The sequence below is a fragment of the Micromonospora sp. NPDC000207 genome, from assembly GCF_040300925.1.
Lineage (GTDB): Bacteria > Actinomycetota > Actinomycetes > Mycobacteriales > Micromonosporaceae > Micromonospora.
In genome coordinates, this window is record NZ_JBEPEQ010000022.1 from 36869 (window position 1) to 62503 (window position 25635).

At 72.9% G+C, this 25635-nt stretch carries 23 protein-coding genes and 3 pseudogenes; 17 read left to right on the forward strand and 9 right to left on the reverse strand.

What is annotated here, in order from left to right:
- Positions 1-21: 21 nt before the first annotated feature.
- Positions 22-621 (reverse strand): aa3-type cytochrome oxidase subunit III, encoded by a 600-nt coding sequence (ctaE, locus tag ABT336_RS08040; RefSeq protein ID WP_350895785.1) that lies wholly within the window; start codon positions 619-621, stop codon positions 22-24.
- A gap of 170 nt (positions 622-791) precedes the next feature.
- Here ctaE and ABT336_RS08045 point away from each other — a divergent pair.
- The 3 genes and pseudogenes from ABT336_RS08045 to trpD all read left to right on the forward strand — a co-directional run.
- Positions 792-1730: pseudogene (locus ABT336_RS08045) on the forward strand (cytochrome c oxidase assembly protein); the annotation flags it as partial.
- A 241-nt stretch (positions 1731-1971) separates the two neighbouring features.
- On the forward strand, positions 1972-2367 hold the full coding sequence (locus ABT336_RS08050; RefSeq protein ID WP_350895786.1) for a hypothetical protein: 396 nt from the start codon (positions 1972-1974) through the stop codon (positions 2365-2367).
- 124 nt (positions 2368-2491) lie between these two features.
- Entirely contained in the window at positions 2492-3538 is a 1047-nt protein-coding gene (gene trpD / locus ABT336_RS08055) for an anthranilate phosphoribosyltransferase (RefSeq protein WP_350895787.1), read from the forward strand.
- Between the two features lie 186 nt (positions 3539-3724).
- Here the strand turns inward: trpD and ABT336_RS08060 are convergent, their stop codons facing one another.
- Complete coding sequence (locus ABT336_RS08060) at positions 3725-4150, reverse strand: cytochrome c oxidase subunit 4 (RefSeq protein ID WP_350895788.1); 426 nt, start codon at positions 4148-4150, stop codon at positions 3725-3727.
- Between the two features lie 11 nt (positions 4151-4161).
- The gene (gene ctaC, locus ABT336_RS08065) at positions 4162-5127 is read right to left on the reverse strand and encodes an aa3-type cytochrome oxidase subunit II (RefSeq protein ID WP_350895789.1); all 966 of its coding nucleotides are present in this window, start codon (positions 5125-5127) and stop codon (positions 4162-4164) included.
- Positions 5128-5300: 173 nt separating this feature from the next.
- On the opposite strand from ctaC, the gene ABT336_RS08070 reads away from it, so the two are divergent.
- A complete protein-coding gene (locus tag ABT336_RS08070) occupies positions 5301-6452 on the forward strand; it encodes a cysteine desulfurase family protein (protein ID WP_350895790.1) in 1152 nt (383 codons plus the stop codon).
- Positions 6449-6682 (forward strand): sulfurtransferase TusA family protein, encoded by a 234-nt coding sequence (locus ABT336_RS08075; RefSeq protein WP_350895791.1) that lies wholly within the window; start codon positions 6449-6451, stop codon positions 6680-6682. Before ABT336_RS08070 ends, ABT336_RS08075 begins: the two co-directional genes overlap by 4 nt.
- Before the next feature lie 105 nt (positions 6683-6787).
- Here ABT336_RS08075 and ABT336_RS08080 read toward each other — a convergent pair whose 3' ends face one another.
- Positions 6788-7069, reverse strand: a complete 282-nt coding sequence (locus tag ABT336_RS08080; RefSeq protein ID WP_350895792.1) for a hypothetical protein — start codon at positions 7067-7069, stop codon at positions 6788-6790.
- On the opposite strand from ABT336_RS08080, the gene ABT336_RS27490 reads away from it, so the two are divergent.
- The 3 genes and pseudogenes from ABT336_RS27490 to ABT336_RS08090 form a co-directional block, all read left to right on the forward strand.
- Positions 6975-7253, forward strand: coding sequence for a helix-turn-helix domain-containing protein (locus tag ABT336_RS27490; protein ID WP_502891135.1), 279 nt, complete (start codon positions 6975-6977; stop codon positions 7251-7253). The two genes, ABT336_RS08080 and ABT336_RS27490, sit on opposite strands and share 95 nt — an antisense overlap.
- Positions 7178-7780, forward strand: coding sequence for a DUF5753 domain-containing protein (locus ABT336_RS08085; protein ID WP_350895793.1), 603 nt, complete (start codon positions 7178-7180; stop codon positions 7778-7780). Before ABT336_RS27490 ends, ABT336_RS08085 begins: the two co-directional genes overlap by 76 nt.
- Positions 7781-7829: 49 nt before the next feature.
- Positions 7830-7988: pseudogene (locus ABT336_RS08090) on the forward strand (DUF397 domain-containing protein); the annotation flags it as partial.
- Between the two features lie 200 nt (positions 7989-8188).
- Here ABT336_RS08090 and ABT336_RS08095 read toward each other — a convergent pair.
- The 3 genes from ABT336_RS08095 to ABT336_RS08105 form a co-directional block, all read right to left on the reverse strand.
- Positions 8189-9166, reverse strand: coding sequence for a carbohydrate kinase family protein (locus ABT336_RS08095; protein ID WP_350895794.1), 978 nt, complete (start codon positions 9164-9166; stop codon positions 8189-8191).
- A gap of 186 nt (positions 9167-9352) precedes the next feature.
- A complete protein-coding gene (erpA, locus tag ABT336_RS08100) occupies positions 9353-9724 on the reverse strand; it encodes an iron-sulfur cluster insertion protein ErpA (RefSeq protein WP_350895795.1) in 372 nt (123 codons plus the stop codon).
- A 153-nt stretch (positions 9725-9877) separates the two neighbouring features.
- On the reverse strand, positions 9878-11017 hold the full coding sequence (locus ABT336_RS08105) for a glycerate kinase family protein (protein WP_350895796.1): 1140 nt from the start codon (positions 11015-11017) through the stop codon (positions 9878-9880).
- Between the two features lie 67 nt (positions 11018-11084).
- On the opposite strand from ABT336_RS08105, the gene nadA reads away from it, so the two are divergent.
- The 5 genes from nadA (at position 11085) to ABT336_RS08130 (ending at position 20826) form a co-directional block, all read left to right on the forward strand.
- The gene (gene nadA / locus ABT336_RS08110) at positions 11085-12311 is read left to right on the forward strand and encodes a quinolinate synthase NadA (RefSeq protein WP_350895797.1); all 1227 of its coding nucleotides are present in this window, start codon (positions 11085-11087) and stop codon (positions 12309-12311) included.
- 151 nt (positions 12312-12462) lie between these two features.
- Positions 12463-13872, forward strand: a complete 1410-nt coding sequence (gene murA / locus ABT336_RS08115) for a UDP-N-acetylglucosamine 1-carboxyvinyltransferase (protein WP_502891132.1) — start codon at positions 12463-12465, stop codon at positions 13870-13872.
- 123 nt (positions 13873-13995) lie between these two features.
- Positions 13996-14592, forward strand: a complete 597-nt coding sequence (locus tag ABT336_RS08120) for a DUF3043 domain-containing protein (protein WP_350895798.1) — start codon at positions 13996-13998, stop codon at positions 14590-14592.
- A gap of 452 nt (positions 14593-15044) precedes the next feature.
- Positions 15045-19700, forward strand: coding sequence for a WG repeat-containing protein (locus ABT336_RS08125; protein WP_350895799.1), 4656 nt, complete (start codon positions 15045-15047; stop codon positions 19698-19700).
- Positions 19701-19827: 127 nt separating this feature from the next.
- The gene (locus ABT336_RS08130; RefSeq protein WP_350895800.1) at positions 19828-20826 is read left to right on the forward strand and encodes an aldo/keto reductase family protein; all 999 of its coding nucleotides are present in this window, start codon (positions 19828-19830) and stop codon (positions 20824-20826) included.
- 88 nt (positions 20827-20914) lie between these two features.
- Here the strand turns inward: ABT336_RS08130 and ABT336_RS08135 are convergent, their stop codons facing one another.
- Positions 20915-21718, reverse strand: a complete 804-nt coding sequence (locus tag ABT336_RS08135) for a site-2 protease family protein (protein ID WP_350895801.1) — start codon at positions 21716-21718, stop codon at positions 20915-20917.
- Positions 21718-21918, reverse strand: a complete 201-nt coding sequence (locus tag ABT336_RS08140; RefSeq protein ID WP_350895802.1) for a hypothetical protein — start codon at positions 21916-21918, stop codon at positions 21718-21720. The genes ABT336_RS08135 and ABT336_RS08140 overlap by 1 nt, the downstream gene beginning before the upstream one ends.
- 160 nt (positions 21919-22078) lie before the next feature.
- Between ABT336_RS08140 and ABT336_RS08145 the strand changes: the two genes are divergently transcribed.
- From ABT336_RS08145 to ABT336_RS08160, 4 genes and pseudogenes are all read left to right on the forward strand, one after another.
- Entirely contained in the window at positions 22079-22291 is a 213-nt protein-coding gene (locus tag ABT336_RS08145) for a hypothetical protein (protein ID WP_350895803.1), read from the forward strand.
- A 53-nt stretch (positions 22292-22344) separates the two neighbouring features.
- A complete protein-coding gene (locus ABT336_RS08150) occupies positions 22345-24414 on the forward strand; it encodes a bifunctional adenosylcobinamide kinase/adenosylcobinamide-phosphate guanylyltransferase (RefSeq protein ID WP_350895804.1) in 2070 nt (689 codons plus the stop codon).
- Positions 24415-24419: 5 nt separating this feature from the next.
- Entirely contained in the window at positions 24420-25232 is an 813-nt protein-coding gene (gene cobS / locus ABT336_RS08155; RefSeq protein WP_502891133.1) for an adenosylcobinamide-GDP ribazoletransferase, read from the forward strand.
- Between the two features lie 67 nt (positions 25233-25299).
- Positions 25300-25635: pseudogene (locus ABT336_RS08160) on the forward strand (DUF2314 domain-containing protein); the annotation flags it as partial.

Here is a 25635-nt window from a genome sequence, read left to right on the forward strand (position 1 = left end):
CACGCGACGACCGCGCCAAGATCACTGCAGCCAGTAGATCATGCCGTACAGCCCGATCCACACCACGTCCACGAAGTGCCAGTAGTACGACACGACGATCGCGGAGGTGGCCTGGGCCGGGGTGAACCGGCCCATGGTGGTCCGGACCATGAATATGAGGAAGGCGACCAGGCCACCGGCGACGTGCAGTCCGTGGAAGCCGGTGGTCAGGTAGAAGACCGACCCGTACCCGTCTGCGTTGATCTTGATGCCGTGGCTGACCAGGGTCACGTACTCGTTCACCTGGCCGATGAGGAAGATCAACCCCATCACGAAGGTGATCGTGAACCAGCGCCGGAGGGCGTGCACGTCACCCCGCTCCGCCGCGAACACGCCGATCTGACACGTGATCGAGGAGAGCACCAGGATCGTCGTGAAGGTCGTCGCGTACGGGATGTTGAGCTCGGGCGTGTGTTGCGCCCACTGCTCGGGCGCCGCCGCGCGGATGGAGAAGTACATCGCGAAGAGCGCCGCGAAGAACATGAGTTCGCTGGAGAGCCAGACGATCGTGCCGACGCTGACCATGTTGGGGCGCGTCAGAGAGTGGATCCGGCTCTTGTCAATGGCTGGGGCCGCAGTCACGCGGTCATTATTGCCCGTGACCGGGATCGGCGATCAGCGGGGTCGCCCTCCTGTCCCTCTGACGTGCCGTTGGAGGCCCGCCGGGGGGCGTCCGGTTCGCCTGGCCTAGCCTGAAAAGCGTGCTGCACGTCGATCCGATCCTCACCGCCGCCCGACAGGCCGTGTCGACCCTGGCCGTCGGTCCGGCGAGTTCGGCAGCCGCCGCCACCCCGGAGCTGACGGCCGCGCCCGCCGATCCCGGCCCGCCCCCGTTCTCCGTCACGGCCGTGTTCACCGAGACCCGGCTGGACAGCTGGCTGGCCCTCGGCCTGGTCCTCGCCGCCGGGATCTACCTCTACGGGGTGTACCGCCTGCGAATGCGGGGCGACAGGTGGCCGGTGGCCCGGACCGTCTTCTTCATCGGCCCCGGCCTGGGCGGCATCGCCTCGGTGACCGTCAGCGGGCTGCACGCCTACGACACGGTCCTGCTGTCGGTGCACATGGTCCAGCACATGGTGCTGTCCATGATCGCGCCGATCTTCCTGGCCCTGGGTGCGCCGGTCACCCTGGCCCTGCGGACCCTTCCGCTGGCCCCCCGTCGACGCCTGTTGGCGGTGCTGCACAGCCGGGTGGCCAAGGTCTACAGCTATCCACTGGTGGCGTTCGCCATCTTCGTGGTCAACCCGTTCGTGCTCTACTTCACCGACCTGTACCGGTACACGCTGGAGCACACCTGGGCGCACGAGTTGACGCACGCCCACTTCATCATGACCGGCTGCGTGTTCTTCTGGCCGCTGCTCGGCCTCGACCCGATGCCCACCCGGTGGCCGTACCCCGGTCGGGCGCTGTTGATGCTGCTGTCGGTGCCGTTCCACACGGTGCTCGGCCTCACAGTGATGCAGAGCAGCACCCTCTTCGGCGGCGACTGGTACTCCTCCCTCAACCTCTCCTGGGCCGACCCGTGGGAGGACCAGGTGCTGGCCGGGGGGATCCTCTGGGCCGGCGGCGAGTTCGTCAGTGTGACGATGCTCGCGGTCCTGGTGGTCCAGTGGGTACGCCAGTCCGAGCGGGAGGCCCGCCGCGTCGACCGGGAACTCGACAGACAGGAGGCCCGGGCGGCGGCGCAGGAACCCCCGCCGGGACCCGCCGCGACGTCCCCCGAGGCCCCGACCGGGACCGACCCCGGGTCGGAGGTCGGGGCGCAGGTCGGGGCGGACGCCGGATCGGAGGTCGGGCGACCCGCCGGAGCCAGGGCCGGGGAACCGACCGCGCCGACGGCGGGCTGACCCGCCCGCACCCGGGCGGGGGGCGATGCCGGTCACCGCGACCGGTACGATCGGCGGGCAGCTACGAGGTGGGAGCCAGCCAGCGATGAGCGATCGTCTTTACACCGTCCTGCTCTACAGCGACGACCAGAAGATCCGTGACCAGATGCGGCTGGCCGTCGGCACCCGGCCCGCGGCCGACCTCCAGGTCGAGTTCATCGAGGCCGCCACGTTCGACGAGTGCATCCGTCTGGTCGACACCTACGAGATCCACCTGCTGCTGCTCGACGGGGAGGCCTCCCCGGCCGGCGGGATCGGGGTGGCCCGTCAGGTCAAGGACGACCGGGACGACTCCCCCCCGGTCTGCCTGGTGATCGCCCGGGCGGCGGACCGATGGCTCGCGGCGTACGCCGAGGTCGAGGCGACCCTGGTGCACCCGCTCGACCCGGTGACCACCGGCGCCACCGTCGCCCAACTGTTGCGCACCTACGCCCCGGCCTGAGTCGCCCCACGGCGACGCCCGGCCGGTCCGGTACCGGCAGGCGTCGCCGGACTCCCCCGGACCGCCCGACCGGCGGCCGGCACCAGCCACCACACGCACCTCACGCCCGCTCGGGAGGCCCACCATGGGCGAACGGACCTGGTCGCACCTGATCGCCGCGCTGCTGCGGGGCGAAGAACTCGCCACCGCCGACACCGCCTGGGCGATGGACGAGATCATGTCCGGCGGTGCGGCCCCGGCCCAGATCGCCGGCTTCGCCGTGGCGCTGCGCGCCAAGGGTGAGACCTCGGCGGAGTTGGGCGGACTGGTCGAGGCGATGCTCACCCGGTCCGTTCCCGTCGACCTCCCCGAGGAGGTCCGGGCCACCGCCCTCGACGTGGTGGGCACCGGCGGTGACCTCGCCCACACCGTCAACATTTCCACGATGACCGCCCTGGTGGTGGCCGGGGCTGGGGTACGCGTGGTCAAGCACGGCAACCGGGCCGCCTCCTCCTCCTGCGGCACCGCCGACCTGCTCGAATTCCTCGGGGTTCCGCTGGACCTCGACCCCGAGCAGGTGGCCCGCTGCGTCACCGAGGTCGGAATCGGGTTCTGCTTCGCCCCCCGGTTCCACCCGGGGATGCGGCACGCCGGTCCGGTGCGCCGGGAGTTGGGCGTACCCACCGCCTTCAACTTCCTCGGTCCCCTGACGAACCCGGCCCGCCCCCGCTCCGGCGCGGTGGGCTGTTTCGACAGGCGGATGGCCCCGGTGATGGCAGGTGTCTTCGCCGCCCGGGGGGACTCCGCCGTGGTGATGCGGGGCGAGGACGGGCTCGACGAGTTCACCACCGCCGCTCCCACCCGGATCTGGGTCGCCCAGAACGGCACCGTCCGGGAGGCCCTCCTCGACGCCGTCGACCTCGGGGTACCCCGCTGCACCCCCGGTGACCTGCGGGGTGCCGACGCCGCCTACAACGCCGACGTGGCCCGGCGGCTCCTCGCCGGGGAGCCGGGGCCGGTCCGCGACGCCGTCCTGGTCAACACGGCGGTGGCGTTGGCCACCCAGGGTCCCCTCGACGGGGACCTCGTGGAGGTGCTGCGCGCCGGGCTGACCCGGGCCGCCGAGGCGATCGACTCCGGGGCCGCCGCCAAGGTCCTCGACCGGTGGGTCGAGTTCGCCCCCTCCGCCTGACCCGGCTCTCCTCCCCCGCCCGGTCCTTGCGCGCCTGACCAGGCCACTCCGACGCGACCCGACGACAGGTCCGGCCATGTCCTTGCGCCCGGCCCGTCCGACGCCCCGGGGCCTCTGCCACACGACGCACACACGCCGAAGCCCGCCACCGGACGGACCGGGGGGCGGGCTTCGGGCGACGCCGACTCAGTGCTCGGCGGTGCGCCGGGTGCCGCTGTAGTACTCGAAGAGCATCGCGGCGGTCGCCAGGGTCACCGCGACCAGACCCGTGCCGACCAGCCAGAGCTGCCAGAACACCAGACCCAGGCCGGTGATCGAGGTGCACAGGGCGATCGCGAACGGCCAGTAGCTGCCCGGGCTGAAGAAGCCGATCTCCCCGGCGCCGTCGGCGATCTCACCGTCGGGCCGGTCCTCGGGCCGCAGATCGATACGGCGGGACACGAACCAGAAGAAGCCGCCGCACATCGAGCAGAGCAGGAAGGACAGGGTGAGGGCCGTGGTACCGATCCACTCGACCTCACCGCCGTCCCCCGCCGTCCAGGCACCGTAGAGAACGGCGGTGCCGGCCAGGAAGGCGGCGATGATCAGGAAGATCCGCCACTCGGTCTTCATCGGTTGACCCCTCAGCTTCCCGAGCCGGCCGGCGCGTTGTCCGGGTTGAAGTTGCTCGTCGTACGGCGGGTTTCGAACGGCCGGGTGGTGACGGCGTACGGCTCCTCGCCGATGGCCTGGAGGGCCTCCTGCGTCGACGAGCCGTCCTGCTTCGCGGCGAGGAACTGGTCGTAACGCTCCGGCGAGACCACCCGCAGCTCGAAGTTCATGAAGGCGTGGTAGCTGCCGCACAGCTCGGCGCAACGACCGACGTACGCCCCCTCGGTGCGCAGCTCGGAGACCTCGAACGTGTTCCGGACGTTACCCGGGAAGACGTCCCGCTTGAACAGCATCTCCGGCACCCAGAACGAGTGGATGACGTCGCGGCTGGTCTCCTCGAAGCGGATCGAACGCTGCGTCGGCAGGACCAGCACCGGGATGACCTCGCTGGTGCCCAGCGTCGACGCCACGGTGTTGGCCTCGACGCCCTGACCGTCGCGGTAGTTGAACTGCCAGTTCCACTTGAAGGCGACGACCTCGACTGTGACGTCGGGGTTCTCCGACTCACGGTTCACGTCGGTCTGCACGATCGCGGTGTAGTAGAAGAGCACCGAGACGATCAGGATCGGCGCGATGGTGTAGAGGAACTCCATCGGCAGGTTGTACCGGGTCTGCACCGGCAGGGTGTTGCCCCGCTTGCGGTAGCGCACGACGCACCAGAAGATCAGGCCCCACACGAAGACACCGACGGCGAGCGCCGCGATGCAGGAGGCGATCCAGAGGTCGTACATCCGCTGCGACTCGGGGGTGATACCCCCCTGCGGCCAGCCGAAGCCGCCGAACGCCGCACCGACGTCGCAGCCGGTGAGCGTGGTCAGCAGCGCCACCGCGCCGAGACCGAGCCCCGCGACCCGGCCAGCACCACGCCGTCGACCGGCTCCCGGAGAAGCGTCGTGCCGCACGGCCACGGGCCGTACCTCCGAATTCCCTGCGACCACCTGGTCCTGCCTCCCTAGCGCGCCGCGGCGGGTTGAACCCCTCGAACACCTGCGGCAAAGGCGTCACCGACGGTCGCAGATTACTCGACCAAGCGGGACTGGACGGTCTTGGGGGTGGTTGTCCGTCCCGTCGGGGGATCTTGTGGCGGCTCCGCCCGGTAGCGTGGCCTCCTGTGAGCGCTCCCCCGGTCTACCTGGACACGGCCACCGCCGCACCCCTGCATCCGGTCGCCCGACAGGCGCTGCTGGCCGCCCTGGACGACGGTTGGGCCGACCCGGCCCGGCTCTACACCCAGGCCCGCCGGGCCCGGCAACTCCTCGACGCCGCCCGGGAGGCCACCGCGCAGACCCTGGGGGTCCGACCCGACGAGCTCTCCTTCACCCCCAGCGGTACGACCGCAGCCCACGCCGCCGTCCTCGGGGGCCTGCGTGGACGGCACCGGGTCGGCCGGGTCCTGGTGCACTCGACGATCGAACACTCGGCCGTCCTGCATGCCGCGCAGCGGCACGTGGCAGACGGCGGCGAGGCGGTCGGCGTACCCGTGGACCGGTGGGGTCGACTGGACCGCGACGCCTGGTCGACGGCGGTCGCCGCGCCGGGGGTGGCGTTGGCGACGCTGATCGGGGCGAGCCACGAGGTGGGCACCGTCCAGCCGGTCGAGGCGGCGGGGGCCGAGTGCGCCGCCGCCGACGTCCCCCTCCACGTCGACGCCGCCCAACTGGTGGGTCGGGTACCCGTCCCGACGGGCTGGTCGATCCTGACCGCCAGCGCCCACAAGTGGGGCGGACCGGCCGGGGTCGGGCTGCTGGTGGTCCGCAAGGGGACCCGCTGGGAGTCGCCCTGGCCCACCGACGAACGGGAGTCGGGGCGGGCCCCGGGGACGGTGAACCTCCCGACGGTGGTGGCGGCGGCGGCGAGCCTGCGGGCGGTGACGGGCGACGCGGCGGCACAGGCCGCCCGGCTGACCCCGCTGGTGGACCGGATCCGGACCCGGGTCGCCGCCGAGGTGCCCGACGTCGAGGTGGTCGGCGACCCCACCGACCGTCTCCCCCACCTGGTCACCTTCTCCTGCCTGTACGTCGACGGGGAGGCGCTGCTGCACGCCCTGGACCGGCGGGGCTTTGCCGTTTCCTCGGGTTCCTCGTGCACCTCCTCGACGCTGCGCCCGTCGCACGTCCTGGAGGCGATGGGGGTGCTGTCGCACGGCAACGTCCGGGTCAGCCTGCACCGGGAGACCACCGAGGCCGAGGTGGACCGGTTCCTGGCCGAACTGCCGGGGATCGTGGCCGACCTGCGGGCCGAGGCCGGGGTGACGGGGCTGTGACGATCCCGGCCGAACTGCTCGACTGTCGTGGCCAGCGCTGCCCGCTGCCGGTGATCGCTGTCGCCCGTCGACTCCCCGACCTGCCGGTGGGCACAGTCGTCCGGGTCCTCGCCGACGACCCGGCCGCCGCGGTGGACCTCCCCGCCTGGTGTCGGATGCGCGGCCAGGAGTTCCTCGGCACCGTCACCGGCCCCGACGGCCCCGCCTACGACGTCCGCCGCACCCACTGAAGCGCAAGGAAGGGCCCCCTGTTAACGCCTACGGTAGAGAGGGGCACCCCTCTCACCACGGGCAACGCCGGGCAGGCCGGGGAGCGACGCAGGCCGGGGAGCGGTTCAGTCCAGCCAGAGCAGGCGGAGCCGTCGACCGGCCCGGGCGAACAGACGTACGGCCTGCTCGGGGTGGGTGGAAGTGCCTGTCGACCGGCGGTCGTCCCCGCACAGGAGGGTGTGGTCGTCGAACGCCAGCCCCCAGGCGAAGACATCACCGTCGAGGGGGTGCAGTCGTAGACGCGACGTGCCGATGTCGTTGAGTGAATTCGCCCGACGCACCGGCCTCGGCCAACCGAAGCTCGGGCACATGGAGATGGGCCGGTACCAGCAGTTCCCCGAGGACATCGCGGCGGTCCTGCACTCCTGTGGTGCCGATCAGTCCGCGGTCGACCGACTCACCGCACTGGCCGGGCGCCCGACGCACGGAGCTGGTGGGCACCCTGGGCCAACGTCATGCCGGACTGGTTCAGGACGTACGTCGGACTGGAGGGGCTGGCCGACGAGGCGTTCGTCTTCGAGTCCATGGTGATCCCGGGACTGCTCCAGACCGAGGAGTACGCCCAGGCGCTGACCCTGGGCACCGGCTTCGTCCGCCCCGACCACGCCGAACGGTTCGTCTCCTTCCGGCAGGCCCGGGCGAGGCGGCTCACCGACGACGAGCCGTTGACCCTGCACGCGGTGATCGGTGAGGCGGCGCTGCGGCTGCGGGTCAACGGGGACAAGACCCGGGGGGTGCAGCTGCGGGTCAACGGGGACGAGACCCGGCGGGGTCAGCTGCGTCACCTCGCGGCCATGTCGGAACTGCCGAACGTCACCGTCCAGGTGCTCCGACCGCAGGACAGGTCCCATCCGGCGACGCCGGTGGGCAAATTCGTCGTCCTGGACTTCGCCCACGTCCCGCCGATCGCCTACACCGAACTGCTCGACGGGGCGACGTACGTGCAGGATGCGGACGGGGTCCGGACCCATAGCATGGTCTCCGACAACCTGCGCCAGGTCGCTCTCTCACCCGCCGAGTCGCACGCGTTGATCCGGGAGTACGCCGCCGGCGCATGACCCCGGAGGCCGCCGTGGACACCCTGACCTCGCCACCGCCCAGTGGTTCACCAGTAGCCGCAGCACCAACAACGGCGACTGCGTCGGGTGCGCGTACCTGCCCGACCCGGTGGCGGTCCGTGACAGCAAGGACCGGTCGGGCCCGAGCCTGACCTTCGCACCGCGCCAGTGGGCGGCCTTCGTCCACGCCGTGCCCCACCCGCGCTGAGCGGCTTCCTCCCCCGCGACAGGAGATCTTGGAACACATCGGCCCCCCCAAAAGGGGCCACCTGATCCCAGGATCTCCTGCGGGTGGGCTGCGGCGGGGCAGCCGAGCAGAAAGGGCAGCCGAGCAAGAGCGGGCAGCGGGCAGCTGAAAGCTGGCAGCGGGCAGCGGGCAGCGGGCAGCGGGCAGCTGACGGCGGCGGGTCAGCCGAGGAGGTGGGCGCGGACCTCGTCGGCGGCGGCGTCACCGTAGGACTCGGCGAGACGCTTGACGAACAGGTCCGGGCGGACCTGGTACTCCTGGGTGCCGACGGTCTCCAGGACCAGGGTGGCCAGCAGCGAACCCACCTGGGCGCTGCGCTCCAGCCCCAGATCCCAGGAGAGGGCGGCGAAGAAACCGGCGCGGAACCCGTCGCCGACGCCGGTGGGGTCCATGACGCGGGACTCCTTGGCGATCGGTACGTGGATCGGGTCGATGTCCCGCCCGACGATCTCCACCCCGCGCTTGCCCAGCGTGGTGACCCGGATCTTGACCTGTTCGAGGAGCTGGTCGTCGGTCAGCCCGGCCTTGCTCTGCAGCAGGGACTTCTCGTAGTCGTTGGTCATCAGGTAGTCGGCGCCTTCGATCAGCCCGACCACGTCCTCGCCCTCCATCCGGGCGAGCTGCTGGGAGGGGTCGGCGACGAAGGCGTACCCCCGCTCCCGGCACTCGGTGGAGTGCCGCAGCATCGCCTCCGGGTCGTTGGCACCGACCAGGACCAGGTCCAGTCCGCCGAGGCGGTCGGCGACCGGGGCCAGCTCGATGTTGCGGGCCTCGGCCATCGCCCCGGCGTAGAAGGAGGCGATCTGGCACATGTCGGTGTCGGTGGTGCAGACGAAGCGGGCCGTGTGGGCGATCTCGCTGATGTGCACCGACTCGCAGTCCACGCCGTGCCGCTCCAGCCAGGAGCGGTAGTCGGCGAAGTCGGCGCCGACCGCGCCGAGCAGGACCGGGCGCAGCCCGAGCTGCCCCATCCCGAAGGCGATGTTCGCGGCGACCCCGCCCCGGCGCAGGACCAGGTCGTCGACGAGGAAGGAGAGTGACACCTTGTCGAGTTGGTCCGCGATGAACTGGTCGGCGAAGCGACCGGGGAAGCTCATCAGGTGGTCGGTGGCGATCGAGCCGGTAACGGCGATCTTCATGTCAACCCTCGGGTTCGGCGGCACGGCCGGGTCAGCCTACCGGCCCGTCTCGCGGGCCGGTCGAGGGTCGCCGGATCGTCCACCCTCCCCCGGTCGGGAGTCGTCGGCGTCCAGATCCGGGCCACGGACGCGACCAGGGCCGACGTCCGTACGGACGTCGGCCCTGGTGTCGCGGGAGGCGTCGACTCAGCTGAACGAGTCGCCGCAGGCGCAGGAGTTGCCCGCGTTGGGGTTGTCGATGGTGAAGCCCTGGGCGTCGATCCGGTCGGCGAAGTCGATCGTCGCGCCGGCCAGGTAGGGGGCGCTCATCCGGTCGACGACGACCTCGACGCCACCGAAGTCGCTGACGACGTCGCCGTCGAGGGAACGCTCGTCGAAGAAGAGCTGGTATCGCAGGCCGGAGCAGCCGCCGGGCTGCACCGCCACCCGCAGCCGCAGGTCATTGCCGCTCTCGTCCTGCTCGATCAGGGCCTTGACCTTCTGCGCCGCGGCGTCGGTGAGGACGACGGATACCGGGGCCGTGGCCTCGGTCGACTCGGTCTGCGCTGGCGTGGTCACGTGGAATTCTCCCTGCACGCGTAGGTGTGGTCGTCCTGGCCAACGTCAGCCGCCGGTCCAGTGATTCCCACTGCGGTCCGACAGCAATTGTAGGCCGCTCCCCGCTGACGTCACCGTCGTGACGTACAACCGTCCGGGGACCGGTGGCGCAGCTCACCGACTCCACTGGCGGGCCAGGCGGGCACCCAGCTCACGCAGGCCCTGCGCGGGTCGCCCCATGGCCGCCTCGACGCCGCCGCGCTCCTCCCCGCCGAAGTGCTCCACCAGGCTGTACGCGTCGGTCACCCCGGCCGAGGCGGACTCCCGACGTCCGGTGCTGACCCGACCGGCGACCACCACGCAGGGGACCCCCCGGTCCCGGGCGGCACCGGCCACCCCGGCGACGACCTTCCCGCGCAGGGACTGGTGGTCGAACGAGCCCTCCCCGGTGATCACCAGGTCGCACTCGTCGAGTGCGGCGTCGAGCCCGATCGCCCCGGTGACCAGCCCGATGCCGGATTCGCAGTGCCCACCGAGGGCGAGTACGGCCGCCCCCAGGCCACCCGCCGCACCGCCGCCGGGCTGGAGCCCGAGCTGTGCCGGACAGCCCGGAAGATCCCGCTCCAGTACGCCCGCGAAGCGCTCCAGTGCGGCGTCGAGGAGCAGGACGTCGGCACGGGAGGCCCCCTTCTGCGGGCCGTAAACGTTGCTGGCACCGTGCAGCCCGAGCAGGGGGTTGTCCACGTCGGTGGCGGCGACCAACCGGACCCCGCGCAGTCGGGGCGTACCGTCCAGGGCCACGGCGGCGGCCAGCGCGGCACCCCCGTACGGCAGGGCGAGGCCGGTCTCGTCCAGCGGGGTCGCGCCCAGGGCGGTGAGCATGCCCGCGCCGGCGTCGTTGGTGGCCGACCCGCCCAGCCCGATCACCACCGTCCGTGCCCCGCTCTCCACGGCGGCGGCGATCAGCAGGCCGAGCCCGTACGAGGTGGTGGCCTTGGGGTCGCGTTCCTCGACGGTCAGCAGGTGCAACCCGCACGCCTGGGCGCTCTCCAGGTACGCCGTCGAACCGTCGGGGGTGAGAAGGAACTCACCGGCTGCCGGGCGGCCCAGGGGGTCGACGGTCGACACCGCGATCCGCCGCCCGCCGAGCGCCTCGGCGAGGACCGCGACGAACCCCGGCCCCCCGTCGGCCAGGGGTCGGATCAGCAGCTCGTCACCGTCGGTCACCTCCCGCCAGCCGTCGGCGACCGCAGCGGCCACCTCCTGGGCCGGCAGGGTGCCGGCGAACTTGTCCGGACAGAGCAGCACGCGCATGCCGATGAGTGTGACAGGACACACTGGTGGAACTTCCACGGCGGCCCCGCTGTGCGACCATGGGCTGGTGACTTCGACCTGGGTGGAACCCTCGAACACAGCGACTGCCCTGCTGCTTCTCGGCCGAGGCAGCGACCCTGCCACCGAGCGTGGCGTGGAGTGTCCCGGTGAGCTACCCGCCCCGAGCGACCCCGATCTGGTGGCCCGGGCGACGGCCGCGAAGGCGGCCCTGGGCACGAAGGTCTTCGTGCTCGGCCACCACTACCAGCGCGACGAGGTGATCCAGTTCGCCGACGTCACCGGCGACTCGTTCAAGCTGGCCCGGGAGGCGGCGGCCCGCCCCGACGCGGAGTACATCGTCTTCTGCGGCGTCCACTTCATGGCCGAGAGCGCCGACATCCTCACCACCGACGCGCAGCGGGTGGTCCTGCCCGACCTGGCGGCCGGGTGTTCGATGGCGGACATGGCGGTGCTGTCGCAGGTCGAGAAGGCCTGGGACGTCCTGACCGACCTGGGTGTGGCCGATTCGACGGTGCCCGTCACCTACATGAACTCCTCGGCGGACATCAAGGGCTTCGTCGGGCGTAACGGCGGCCTGGTCTGCACCTCGTCCAACGCGCAGCGCGCCCTGGAGTGGGCGTACCAGCAGGGCGAGAAGGTCCTGTTCCTGCCCGACCAGCACCTGGGTCGCAACACCGCCGTGTTGGAGATGGGGCTGTCGCTCGACGACTGCGTGCTCTACGACCCGCACAAGCCGGGCGGCGGGCTGACCCCCCAGCAGGTCCGGGACGCGAAGATGATCCTGTGGCGCGGGCACTGCTCGGTGCACGGTCGCTTCACCCTCGACAGCGTCGAGGACGTCCGGCGCCGGGTGCCGGGGGTGAACGTCCTGGTCCACCCGGAGTGCCGGCACGAGGTGGTGAACGCCGCCGACCAGGTCGGTTCCACCGAATACATCATCAAGGCGATCGAGGCCGCCCCGGCCGGTTCGGCGTGGGCGGTGGGGACCGAACTGAACCTGGTACGCCGTCTGGCGCTGGCCCACCCGGACAAGCAGGTCATGTTCCTGGACCGCGCGGTCTGCTACTGCTCGACGATGAACCGGATCGACCTTCCGCACCTGGTCTGGGCGCTGGAGGAGCTGGTCGCGGGGCGGGTGGTCAACCAGATCACCGTCGACCCGGACACCGCGCACCACGCCCGGGTGGCGTTGGACCAGATGCTCGCCCTGCCGGGCGGAGCACCTGTACCCCCGCCCGCGCCTGCACCCCCGCCCGCAGGGTCACAACCCTGAGTGATCGAACCAGTACGTTAACACACCTGTTTCACCCATTCATGCCGTCCCAGGCGGTGTGACCGACTCATCGTGGTCACCGAGGGCTATGCTGCCGGGTGCGACGAAACGAGGCGGCTTCTTTTGACGTGGCCGCGTTACCGGGGTAGCGATGTCCATCGCAGGCCCGATCCAACACGGCAGCACCGACGCGCTGGAGGTTGCGTTGACCGACGACGTCCTGGTCGTACACGGAGGAAGTCCGCTGCAAGGGCGGATCCGCGTGCGCGGCGCGAAGAACCTGGTTTCCAAGGCGATGGTCGCCGCCCTGCTGGGTGACACCCCCAGCCGGCTGTACGACGTGCCTCGGATCCGGGACGTCGAGGTGGTCCGCGGGCTGCTCGGCCTGCACGGGGTCAAGGTGACCGACGGCGACGAGGACGGCGAGCTGGTCTTCGACCCGGCCTACGTCGAGAGCGCCAGCACCGACCAGATCAACGTGCACGCCGGGTCGAGCCGGATCCCGATCCTGTTCTGCGGCCCGCTGCTGCACCGGCTGGGCCACGCCTTCATCCCGGACCTGGGCGGCTGCCACATCGGCCCCCGTCCGATCGACTTCCACCTGCAGGCGCTGCGGGAGTTCGGGGCGACCGTCGAGAAGCGGCCCGAGGGGCTGCACCTGTCCGCGCCGAACGGCCTGCACGGCACCAAGTTCTCCCTGCCGTACCCGAGCGTCGGCGCCACCGAGCAGGTGCTGCTGACCGCGGTGATGGCCGAGGGCGTCACCGAGCTGCGCAACGCGGCGGTGGAACCGGAGATCATCGACCTGATCTGCATCCTGCAGAAGATGGGCGCGATCATCAAGGTGCACACCGACCGGGTCATCGAGATCCAGGGTGTGCCGAAGCTGCACGGCTACAACCACCGGCCTATCCCGGACCGGATCGAGGCGGCCAGTTGGGCGGCGGCGGCGCTGGCCACCCGGGGACACGTCGAGGTCCTCGGCGCGCAACAGGCCGACATGATGACCTTCCTCAACATCTTCCGCTCGGTCGGGGGCGAGTACGAGGTCACCGACGTCCGTCCGCCTCGGCTGGGGCAGCCCGGCCAGGAGGGCGGCATCCGGTTCTGGCACCCGGGCGGGGAGCTGAAGTCGGTGGCCCTGGAGACCGACGTCCACCCCGGTTTCATGACCGACTGGCAGCAGCCCCTGGTGGTCGCCCTGACCCAGGCCCGGGGCCTGTCGATCGTCCACGAGACGGTGTACGAGCAGCGGCTGGGCTACACCGAGGCGCTCAACACCATGGGCGCGAACATCCAGGTCTACCGGGACTGCCTGGGCGGCACCCCGTGCCGGTTCGGCCGACGCAACTTCAAGCACTCGGCGGTCATCGCCGGTCCGAGCAAGCTGCACGCCGCCGACCTGGTCATCCCGGACCTGCGGGCCGGGTTCAGCCACCTGATCGCCGCGCTCGCCGCCGAGGGCACCTCCCGGGTCTACGGCGTCGACCTGATCAACCGGGGGTACGAGGACTTCGAGGCGAAGTTGTCGGACCTCGGTGCCCACGTCGAGCGTCCCTGACCCGCTGCCCTCCCGACCCGGGTGACCTCGTACGTCACCGGGAGGAGACCACCGACCGACCCGCGTCCGCGCCCGGTGCACCGCGATGTGCACCGGGCGCGGACGTTTGGCTACCCTTGCCGCGTGCCGTCGCTCTTCCGCCGCAAGTCCACCGACGTCGTCGACGAGTCCGCCGCCTCCGCGCCGGCCGACGAGACGCCAGTCACCCATGCTCGTAGTCACACCCCGGGGAAGGGGCGGGAGACGCCGAAGCGCCCCGGCGCGGCCCGCCGTCCCGGTGGGGCGGGGCCGCCGCTGACGAAGGAGGAGGCGAAGCAGCGTCGCCGGCAGGTACGCGCCGAGGCCGCCGCCGAGTTCCGCCGTGAGGGTGGCCCCCGCGACCGGGGTCCGGAGCGGCTGCTCGCCCGGAACGTCGTCGACTCCCGTCGTACCGTCGGCACCTGGTTCTTCGGTGGAGCTCTGATCGTGCTGATCGGGTCGAACGCGGCGATGCCGGCGGTCGTCCGGCTGGTCTCGAACCTGCTGTGGGGGGCGCTCGCCCTCGGCGTGGTGATCGACTCGATCCTGATCTCGCGCAAGATCAAGAAGCTGGTCCGGGAGCGCTTCCCCCGGACGCAACAGCGGCTGGGCTCGCTCTACCTGTACGCCATCATGCGGTCGATCACCTTCCGCCGGATGCGTGCCCCCGAACCCCGGGTCAACCTCGGCGACCCCGTCTGACCCACCCCACCGGGGTCGCCGGTTCCGGTCGGCCGGTGGTCTCCGGTCGGCCTGTGGACCCATGGGCTCCGGTCGGCCTCCTGGGATCCGGGCTGCCCGACGGAGGGCGGAGCGGGGCGACTACGGTCCGCGTCGGCGATCGGGGCGCGGAGTGCCGGGATCCCCCGGCGACGGGGCAGTTTGTCGAGTATCGCCGGAAACACGATCCGACTATCGCGGTGAATGTCCGGATCCGTAGGATAACGTTTGGGCCCGTCAGCGACGTCACAGTGGCGGTGACCGAGCCCACGCCGCTACCCTCCATGCGCAGCCATTCCGCACCGGACGCGTGACATGACCGGTTGGGTGCGGCCGCCCAGCGCGACGATACTCCGACGAGGTGACACCGCCGTGAGCGAGCGATACGAGCCCGCCACCGGGACGCGCCACGCGGGCGGCGACGGGGCCTGCCGATGAGTCGCGGTGACTACGACCGGTGGCGCGACCCGGCCGAGCCGTCCTGGAAGGTCGCCCCGACCAACGAGTGGCAGCCGCAGTTCCCCGGTCAGCGCTACCCGGGCGACATCGGCATGCAGTACGCTCCCCCGCCCACCGGCCGGGCTGCCGTCCGGGGGCGGGCCGAGGTGCCACCCCTGGCCCCGACCAAGTCCGACGGGTCGTACCGGGTCGGCTACGTCTGGGACGAGGAGGAGCCCGAGGAGCCGGCGGCGTCGTCCTGGGACGGCCGTCCCGCTCCCCGCGACGACCGGTGGTACGAGGACATGTACCGCCGACCGCACGCCGAACCGACCGGACAGCGGGGTCGGACACCCCCGCCGGAGGCGGGACGACGGCGCGGAGACGGCGAACCCGACCGGCGGCACCCCGACGACCTCCGTCGACCCGACGAGGGGCACCGACGCGGCGGACCCGAGCGGAACGGTCGCCGACCGGCTGGACCGGCGTGGGACACCTCGCGGACCGATCCCGGGCACCGACCCGACCACGGCCGGGGCCCGGCCCCGGACCGCCGCTCGGACCAGGACCGTAACCGGGAACAGGAGTGGTACGGCCGCCCGGAACGACCCGAGTACGGCCGCCCCGTCTCACCCGCTCCCCGTCCGGTCTCCCCCGCGTCCCGACCCGTCTCCCCCGCGCCTCGGGGCGGACGCCGGGACCACCACGACGGCCCCGTCTCACCCGCACCCCGAGGCGGACGCCGGGACCACCACGACGGCCCCGTCTCACCCGCACCCCGAGGCGGACGCCGCAACTACGACGACGGCCCCGTCTCACCGGCACCGAGGCCGGAGCCGGGCTGGGTGCCCGAACCGGACGAGCGGCGCGGGTCCCGGCCCGGCGCTCACCCCGACCGGCCCGGCCCGGGCCGTGACCGCCCGGCCGCCGACTTCGGGCGGCCCGGCCCCGAACGACCGGCAAACGTCTACGGGCGGCCCCCCGCCGGATACGAACGCCCCGCCCCGGGCGAGCGGCCCCCCTCCACACACGAAGGCCCCGCCCCCGGTCAGGAGCGACCCGGCTCCGGTTACGAGCGCCCCGCCGCGAGCGACGACCGGCCCGGTCCCGGGTACGAGCGTCCCGCTGCCGGTAACGGCCGGGCCGGGCACGGGTACGCCAGGCCACCGGCCCGCCCCGAACGGCCCCCGGCGGAGCACGACCGCGCCCGTCGGCCCGATCGGTCGGGCGGCGACAACGTGCTGCCGCCGCACCACTGGAGTCCTCACCCCCAGGACGGTCCGGCGGCCCACCCGCACCGGCTCGACCGCAGCGACGTACCCCGCCCGGTGGGTCCCGAGAGCCCCTGGGACCACAGCATCCAGCGGGACCCCGACCTCTGGGACGACCAGGACAGCTGGGAGTACGCCGGTCAGGAGGACGTCGACGACCGACGGGGCCGAGCCGACAGGTGGGACGCCGACGACCGGCGGACCCCGGACGACCGGCGGAACCACCCCGGCGACCGGGACCGTACGGACCGTCGGGTCGGCGGTGGCCAGCCCGGTCCGTTCCGCCCCGACCAGCAGCCGGGGCCGACCCGACCCGACCAGCACCCCGACCAGCAGCCGGGTCCGTTCCGTCCTGACCAGCAGCCGGGTCGGCGACGTCCGGAGCCGTACCGTCAGGCCGCAGCACATCAGGCCCCCCGGCGCGACGACCGGCTGCCCTGGCCGGAGCCCGGCCCGATCCGCCCGGACGAGGGACGCCGACCCGACCAGCGCCCGCCGGGCGACCCCAACCGACCCGCGTGGCAGCAGGAGCAGCGGCAGGAGCATCCACCCGTTCCGGCGGACCGGCGCGAGCCACACCGGTCGAGCGAGCCGACCCGGCCACCGGTGCCCGCCGATGCGGGACCCCGGCTACGGCTGGTGCCCCCGCTCGAACCCGCCGAGCAGGCCCCGCAACGCCCGCCCGTACCGCCGCGTGAGCGCCCCACCTCAGGGCCGCCCGTACCGCCGCGCCCGCCCGTTCCACCCCGTCCGCCGGTGGTGCCCGCGCCGGAGCCGGCCGGACCGGAGCCGGTCCCGGCGCACGACCAGACGGTGACCGACGAGTCCCGGTCGGCGCGGACGGGCGTACCGGCACAGGCACCGCCGGTCGTGTCCCCCACGGTGACCGTCGGCCCGGACCGGACCACCCGCCCCGACTCCGGCGAGACGGTCCGGGACGGCGAGACGGTCCGGGACGACGACCCCTACGAGCAGTACCGTCGCCCGTCGGACCCGGCACCGTCGGTGTCGACGGACGAGACCACAGTGTCCGCCGGGGCAGACGGGCCATCCGGGACGACCGGTCCCGACAAGGCGACCGAAACGGCTAGGACTCCCGGAACGGACAGGGCCTCCGAGACCACCGAGACGTCCGGGACGACCAGAGCCTCCGGGACGACGGAGACTGCCGGGGCGACCGGGGCGACCGGGGCGACCGGGGCGACCGGGGCGACCGGGGCGACCGGGGCGCCCGAAGGGACCGGGACGACCGGTACGACCGGGGCTTCAGGGACGACCGGGACGGGACGGGGGCAGAGCGACACCGGGAACGCGGACGCCGAACCGGAGACCCCGCCCGCCGACGCCGCCCCACCGAAGACGACCGCCCCAGACGACCGGAGGGCCGCCGCCCCGGCACCGACCCGTCCCTCGGTCAGTGGCGCGGACGCCTGGTTCCGTCCCAAGAGGCCGACTCCGCCGGAACCGACCCCCGAGTCGTCCCCGCCGTCCGGGGGCGACCGGTCCGAGCCGACGGACCACCACCCCGTCTCGGTCCCACCTGCCGTCGGCCCCGACCCGGCCGACCAACCGACTCCCGCGTCGTCGGCACCGGTCTCCGCACCACCGGCACCGGTCTCGGGACCACCAGCGCCGATCTCGGGACCGCCGATCTCCGCACCGCCGAGGCCGACCTCCGGCCCACCGCTCGTCACCCCACCGGCACCGGTCTCCGCGCCACCCGCGTCGGTCTCCGGACCACCGGCACCGGTCTCCGGACCACCGAGACCGACCTCCGCGCCACCGGCACCGGTCTCCGGACCACCAGCACCGACCTCCGGACCACCGGCACCGGTCTCCGCACCACCAGCACCGACCTCCGGACCACCGGCACCGATCTCCGGGCCACCGAGACCGGTCTCCGCACCACCAGCACCGGTCTCCGCACCACCGGCACCGGTTTCGGGGCCGCCGGTGTCGTCGCCCTCGCCGGTCTCCGGTCCGCCCGCCCCCGGGTCGGCGGAGCCACCCGGGAGGCCCGGTGCCGACGAGAGCCGCGAGGACGCGGCGGCCGTACCTGCGCAACGGTCCGGTGCCACCGACGCCGACCCCGAGGCGGCGCTGCGCGGATACCGCTGGGAACTCGACGGGGAGACCCTCCGCGAGGTGGTGCACGACCCGGCCGAGCTGTGGACGATCCGGCGGCAGATCACCGCGAAACTCGGTACGACGTTGGACAACCGGACCCGTACCCGACTGCTCAGTCTGCGGGCGGTCACCGCCCGGCTGCTCGGTGACCTCGACGACGCCCTCGACGACGGGCGACTGGCGTTGACGTACGCCGAGGCCACCGGAGAGCTGCGTCGGACCGCCCTGGTCCAGGCCCGGCTGGCGAACGTGCTGCGATGGCGGGGCGAGTTCGGTGAGGCCGACAGGCTGCTTGCCGAGGCGGACTCCCCGGAGCTGCCGGACCGGCTGCGGGCGGCCCTGCACGAGCACGCCGGGCGGTCCTGTTACGACCAGGGGCGGCTGATCGAGGCGTGCCACCACTTCGAGCGGGCACTGGACCTGCGCGGCGACGGCGACGACGGGATGACCGCCCGGATCGGTCAGGCCCTGGACGCGGTCGCCCGTCGGGCCGAGGAGAACGACTTCGGGCCGTACCCGCGTGATCGGGACGAGCTGCTGCAACAGCCCCGCGTCCCGGTGCCCGCCCAGGACGGCGACCGGGAACGGTGGGGGTACGCCGCCCCGGACGGCGAGTTCGCCATCGACCCCGAGTACGCCGTCGCGCAGCCGTTCCACGAGGGGCTGGCCTGGGCGCGGCGACCCGACTCGGTGGGGTGGACGCTTCTCGACCCCTCCGGCACGCCCCGACTGGAATCCACCTGGCCGTACGTCCGTCCGTTCGGTGACGGGCTGGCCTGGGTGTCGACCGACGGTGCGAGTTCCTGGATGGCCGTCGACCCGGACGGCGAGGTGGTGGTGGCGCACGGCTTCGACGAGATCCGCCCGTTCCGGGCCGGACGGGCGATCGTACGGATGGGCAACGGCTGGGGAGCCGTCGACACCGAGGGCGAGCTGGTGGTGCCGACCCGGCTGGACGGGTTCGACACCACCTTCGCCGACGGTCGTCGGATCGACGGGTTCAGCGACGAGGGGCTGGCAGTGGTGGTGGTCGGTGGCCGACGTGGGGTACTGGACCGCGACGGCGGGATGGTCCTCACCCCGGCCCATCCGGTGCTGGCCATCCACCCGGTCGCCTTCCTGGTCGGTGACGGTGAACGGTGGGGGGCGCTGGACCGGCGGGGGGAGCTGTTGATCCCACCGACCCACCGGGACCAGGCCGGGGTGGTTGCCGCGATCGACGAACTGCTCGCCGACGCCTCACCGGTGCTCTGAACAGCGCCGTCGCCGGTCCTACGACAGGCACCGAGGCATCCGCTCGCCGCGTCACCGCACCGGTCGCCGGAACGGGTGACGCCGCTGTGGGTCGAAGGTCGGCCCGACCGGGACTAGGGTCGCAGGCATGGAATTCCGACACCTTGGCCGCTCGGGCCTGATGGTCAGCGAGATCTCGTACGGGAACTGGATCACCCACGGTTCCCAGGTCGAGGAGGAGGCGGCACTCGCCTGTGTGCGGGCCGCCCTGGACACCGGCATCACCACCTTCGACACCGCCGACGTGTACGCCGGCACCCGGGCCGAGGAGGTCCTCGGCCGGGCGCTGTCCGGTGAGCGCCGTGAGGGGCTGGAGATCTTCACGAAGGTCTACTGGCCCACCGGTCCCGGCCGCAACGACCGAGGGCTGTCCCGCAAACACATCATGGAGTCCATCAACGGGTCGCTGCGTCGACTCCAGACCGACTACGTGGACCTCTACCAGGCCCACCGGTACGACTACCACACCCCGCTGGAGGAGACGATGTCGGCGTTCGCCGACGTGGTCCACTCCGGCAAGGCCCACTACATCGGCGTCTCCGAGTGGAAGGCCTCGCAGATCCGCCAGGCCCACCAGCTCGCCCAGGAGCTGCGCGTACCGCTGGTCTCCAGCCAGCCGCAGTACTCGATGCTCTGGCGGGTCATCGAGGCCGAGGTCATTCCGACCAGCGAGGAGCTGGGGCTCGGCCAGATCGTCTGGTCCCCGATGGCCCAGGGGGTCCTGTCCGGCAAGTACCTGCCGGGGCAGCCGCCACCGGCCGGTTCCCGGGCCACCGACGAGAAGTCCGGCGCGGGTTTCATCGCCCGGTGGCTCGACGACGACGTGCTGACCCGGGTCCAGCGGCTCAAGCCCCTCGCCGAGCAGGCCGGGCTGACCATGCCGCAGCTCGCCATCGCCTGGGTGTTGCAGAACCCGAACGTCTCCTCCGCGATCATCGGTGCCTCCCGCCCCGACCAGGTGCACGGCAACGTCGCGGCGGCCGGGGTGAAGCTCGACGCCGACCTGCTCAAGGCGATCGACGAGATCGTCGACCCGATCACCGAGCGGGACCCGGCCAAGACGGAGAGCCCGGCCGAGCGTCCCTGACCGGTGCGGCCCGGCCGGTGCACGGTGCACACCGCCCGGCCGGGCCACCGGCGGGTCGTCCGTCGGGTGGCCCGCGCCCGCCGACGCGTCAGCTCTGCCAGAAGCGGATCAGGTCCAGCCCGGCGACGTACAGCCACGGGGGGAGACCGATCAGGTTCGCCAGGGCGAAGACCCCGTCGAAGAACCACCCGCCCAGGCGGGGGTTCCACAGCAGGGCGAAGAGCATGATGAAGCCGAACGGGGCGAACAGGTCGTACATCCGTCGCCACTGCGGGTTCAGCCACGGCTGGATCATGTTGCCGCCGTCGAGGCCGGGCACCGGGAGGAGGTTGAGCACGCTCGCGGTCAGCTGGAGGAACGCCAGCAGCGCCAGCCCCGCCCAGAACTCCTCCGACCCGCCGATGCCGGCCCCGGTGCCGATCCGCAGGGCCGCCACCAGGATCAGGGTGAACAGCACGTTGGTGGCCGGGCCGGCGAGGCTGACCAGGGTGTGTCGCAGCCGCCCCGGGATCGAGTGCCGATCCACCCAGACCGCCCCGCCGGGAAGTCCGATGCCGCCGAGCAGCACCACCGCCACCGGCAGTACGACCGACAGCAGCGGATGGGTGTACTTCAACGGGTTCAACGTGAGGTAGCCCCGGTGGGCCACGCTCCGGTCCCCGGCGCGGAAGGCGACCACCGCGTGGGCGTACTCGTGCAGGCAGAGTGAGACGAGCCAACCGGCGACGACGAACCCGAAGACGTTCAGTCGGACGTTGCCGACCTCGTTCCAGGCCAGCACGCCGCAGGTCACGAAGAGCGCGACCAGGGCCAGGAAGACCGGGCTGGGTCGCAGCGCCGCCCGGGGTACGCCGAAGACCTCCGGCTCCACACCCGGGCGGTCGTGGGCCATCAGTCGGCCGTCGGGAGCAGACTCATCCGGTACTCGGCCCGGTCCTCCTCCAGCAGGGTGACAGTGGTGACGCCGGACGCCGCGAGTTCACGCCAGGTCTGGCCGATCCAGGACTCGGCGTCGGCCTGACTGGGGAACGACTCCGCCGGTCCGTCGACTGTCGCGCCGTCAGTGCCCTCGTACCGCCAGCTCCACGTCATGCCGCGTCTCCCCTCGCCGCTCACCGTCCCGCCGGGACGAACCCCGCCAGCGTATCGGCCCGAGCCCCGGAAGGCTCCGGCTGCCGGTGCGGGTTCTCCGGCTCCCACCCGGGTATGGAAGCAGCAGGACGCAGAGACCGACGCGGTACGGGAGGGCGAAATGGGACAGCCGTGGCAGAACATGGAGACCGAGGACCTGCGGCGGATGGCGGCGCGCGGCGGCATCGAGGGAACCGAGGCGATGGACCGGGAGGAACTGGTCGACGCGCTGGTCGCCCGGCCCGGGGAGGGTTCCTGGCAGCAGGATCCGAAGCCGGCGGACGTCAATCCGAACGACTACCAGTACCAGGCACCGGACCCCGGCCGGCGGTGAACGGCGGCCGACCTGGGCGGCGTGTCGGCACCGGTGGGATCTAAGGTACGCACATGTCCGTTGACGGGTGGAACAAGGTCCTGGTGCTCGGCGGGGTCCGTTCGGGCAAGTCCGAGTTCGCCGAGTCGCTGATCGGTGACGCGGCGACTGTCCGGTATCTGGCCACCTCCGCCCCGGGCGACCCGGAGGACACCGAATGGGCGCAGCGCCTGGCCGCGCACCGGACCCGCCGCCCGGGGAGCTGGCGGACGGAGGAGACCGCCGACGAGCCACGGCGGCTGGCCGACGTGCTGACCGCCGCCGAGCCGTCCGAGACGCTGATCGTCGACGACCTCGGCGGTTGGGTGACGGTGCTGCTCGACCCGGCCCACCAGCCGGCCGACGACACCGCCACGATCGCGGAGCTGGCGGCGGCGATCCGGTCCTGTCCGGCCCGGGTCGTCCTGGTCAGCCCCGAGGTGGGGCTGTCGTTGGTGGCGACCACGCCGATCGGGCGGGCCTTCACCGACGCCCTGGGATCGACGAACCGGGCGGTCGCCGACGTCTGTGACACCGTCGTCCTGGTGGTCGCCGGGCAGCCCTGTCGGCTGAAGCCGACCACCGCCCCGGTCACCCAGTCCCCCGCCGTCGCGGCCCAGACCGGTGCGGCGACACCCTCCCCCGCCCCGGTAGTCGACGGGCTCCCCGTCACCCCGGCCGTCACTGCGGCCCCCGAACCCGTCACCCCGGCCCCGGCCGCCGCACCGGTCCGGTCGGTGCCGAGCTGGGCCGGGACCACCCAGTCGCTCCCGACGGTCACCCCCGGTCCGGTCATCGGGTCGGGCCTCGACCTGCCGATGCCGGACGAGGACGCCGGCCCACAGGCGGTGGCGCGGCTGTCCACGCTGGACGTTCCCGGCACCGGGCTGGGGGTGTTGGAGCGGGTGGTCGAGTTCGCCGCCGCCACCCAGGGCACCCCGGCCCCCGCGCCGTGGAACGAGATCCGGCTCATCCTGCTCAACGGGGACCACGACGGGGCCTCCTCCGCCGGGGCCGTGCCCGGTGACGCCGCCCGCCGGGCCCAGCAGGCCGAGGAGGGCACCGGGGTGCTGGGCCGACTGGCCGCCCAGTCCGGGGTCGCCCTCCAGGTCGTCGACGTGCCACCCGCCGCCCCGATCGAGGAGGGGCCGGCGCTGACCGCCGAGACCGTCGACGCCGCCCTGCGTTTCGGATGGCAGTTGGCGCAGGAGGCCGCCGAGGCCGGCGTACAACTGCTGGTGTTGGGGGCATGCGGGGCCGGCACCGACACGGCCGCCGCCGCCGTGCTCGGCGCGACCGCCGGGGCGGAGCCGCCGGTGGTGCTGAACCGGGTCCTCACCGCCGAGGGGACGATCGACGACGGGGCGTGGATGCGCCGGTGCGCGGCGGTCCGGGACGCGCTGCACCGCACCCGCCGGACCACCCGCGAGGCCAAGGAGGTCCTGGCAGACCTCGGCGGTGGCGACATCGCGGTGGCCACCGGAATCCTGCTCGGGGCCGCCGCGCACCGGGTGCCGGTGCTGCTCGACGGGCCGGTCGGCCTGGCCGCCGGGATGGTCAGCCGGGACCTGGCCGGGCAGGCGCGGCACTGGTGCCTGCTCGCCGACGTCGGTGGTCATCCGGCAGTCCGGCTCGCCGCCGACATCCTCGGCCTGGTCCCCCTGCTGGACCTCAGGCTCGGCCTCGGCGAGGGGGCCAACGCGCTGACCGCCCTGCCGTTGCTGCGGTCGGTCCTCGCTCTCGCCGCCGACCTGTCGACCGACCACTTGGACGACGACGGCCAGCCCGACACCGACGGCCAGGCGGGCGGCGACCGGCCCGACACCGACGCGCCGAAGCCCGACACCGACACCGACGAACCCACCTTCGCCGAGCCGGAGCCGGCCGGACCGGGACCGGCCACCACCGAGCCGACCACCACCACACCGCCCACCACCGAGCCGACCGGTTCCGAGCCGACCGCCCCGCCGCAGCCCTCTCCGGCCGCCACGCCCCCGGGTGCCGCCGAGCCGACCGCCCCGCCGCAGCCCTCTCCGGGCGTCACTGCACCGGGTGCCGCCGGGGCGGACGTCGCAGTGCCGGGCACGCCCGGCCGCGCCGGCTGACCCGGGTGCCCGAGCCGACCGGGCCGGACGGCCCCGACGGCGGCGACCGGCCCGGCTCCCGGTTCACGGACGGCCTGCGCCTGTCCGCCACCACGTTCACCACGCTTCCGCTACGGCCCGGACGGATCGACAGGGGCACTGCGGGGACGGCGATGGCCGCCGCCCCGGTCGTCGGGGCGCTGCTCGGCGCGGTCCTGGCCGGGGTACTGCTCGCCCTCACCGCTGTCGTCTCCCCCCTGGTCGCGGCCGGGGTGACCCTCGGCTGCGCCGCCCTGCTCACCCGGGGGCTGCACCTGGACGGGCTGGCCGACACCGTCGACGCCCTCGGCTCCTACCGGCGGGGTCCGGCCGCCCTGACCGTCATGCGTCAGCCGGACGTGGGCCCGTTCGGGGTGGTCGCCCTGGTGGTCGTCCTGCTGGTGCAGGCGGCGTCCCTCGCCGAGCTGGCCGGACGGTCGACCACGGCGGTGGTCGCCGGGATGGTGGTGGCCACCGCGGCAGGCCGGCTGGGGGTGACTGTGGCCTGTCGACGCGGGGTGCCGGCGGCCCGCACCGAGGGCCTGGGGGCGCTGGTCGCCGGCACTGTCGGGCCGGTGGCACTGGCTGGGGGCACCCTGGCCGTGGGGCTGGTGGCGCTGCTCGCCGTCCCGGGCCGACCGTGGCAGGGGCCCCTCGCCGTCGCCGCCGCGCTGACGGTGGTGGTCCTGCTCCTGCGCCACACCGTACGCCGCTTCGGCGGGGTCACCGGTGACGTGCTCGGCGCCACCGTGGAGGTCACCACCACGCTGGTCTACCTGGGACTGCTCCTGTCCGGGTGAGACGGCCGGGGCGAGCCGGGTAGCGTTTCGGACGTACAGCACCGGTGCGCCCAGAATCGGGGACGACATGCTCATCACGGACGACTTCCTGCCCGTACCGGTGCCGGAGTCGCTCACCGCCACCTATCTGGTGCCCATGGCCGGGCTGCCCCGGGTCGGGACGGCCTCGGCGGTGGCAGCGCTGGAGGGTCGACTGCCCGAACCGGTATACGGGCTGGCACGGCAGATGCTGGACGGTCCACTGATGTCGGTGGACACCCGACCGATCAGGGAGTTCCCGGAACTGCCGCCGGACCTTCTCGCCGCCTTCGGGGCCAGCGAGGCGCAGTTGTCCCGACTGGCGGCGGCCACCCACCTGGTGGTGGTGCAGGCCCAGTACCGGCCGGGGTGGCCGCCCGCCCAC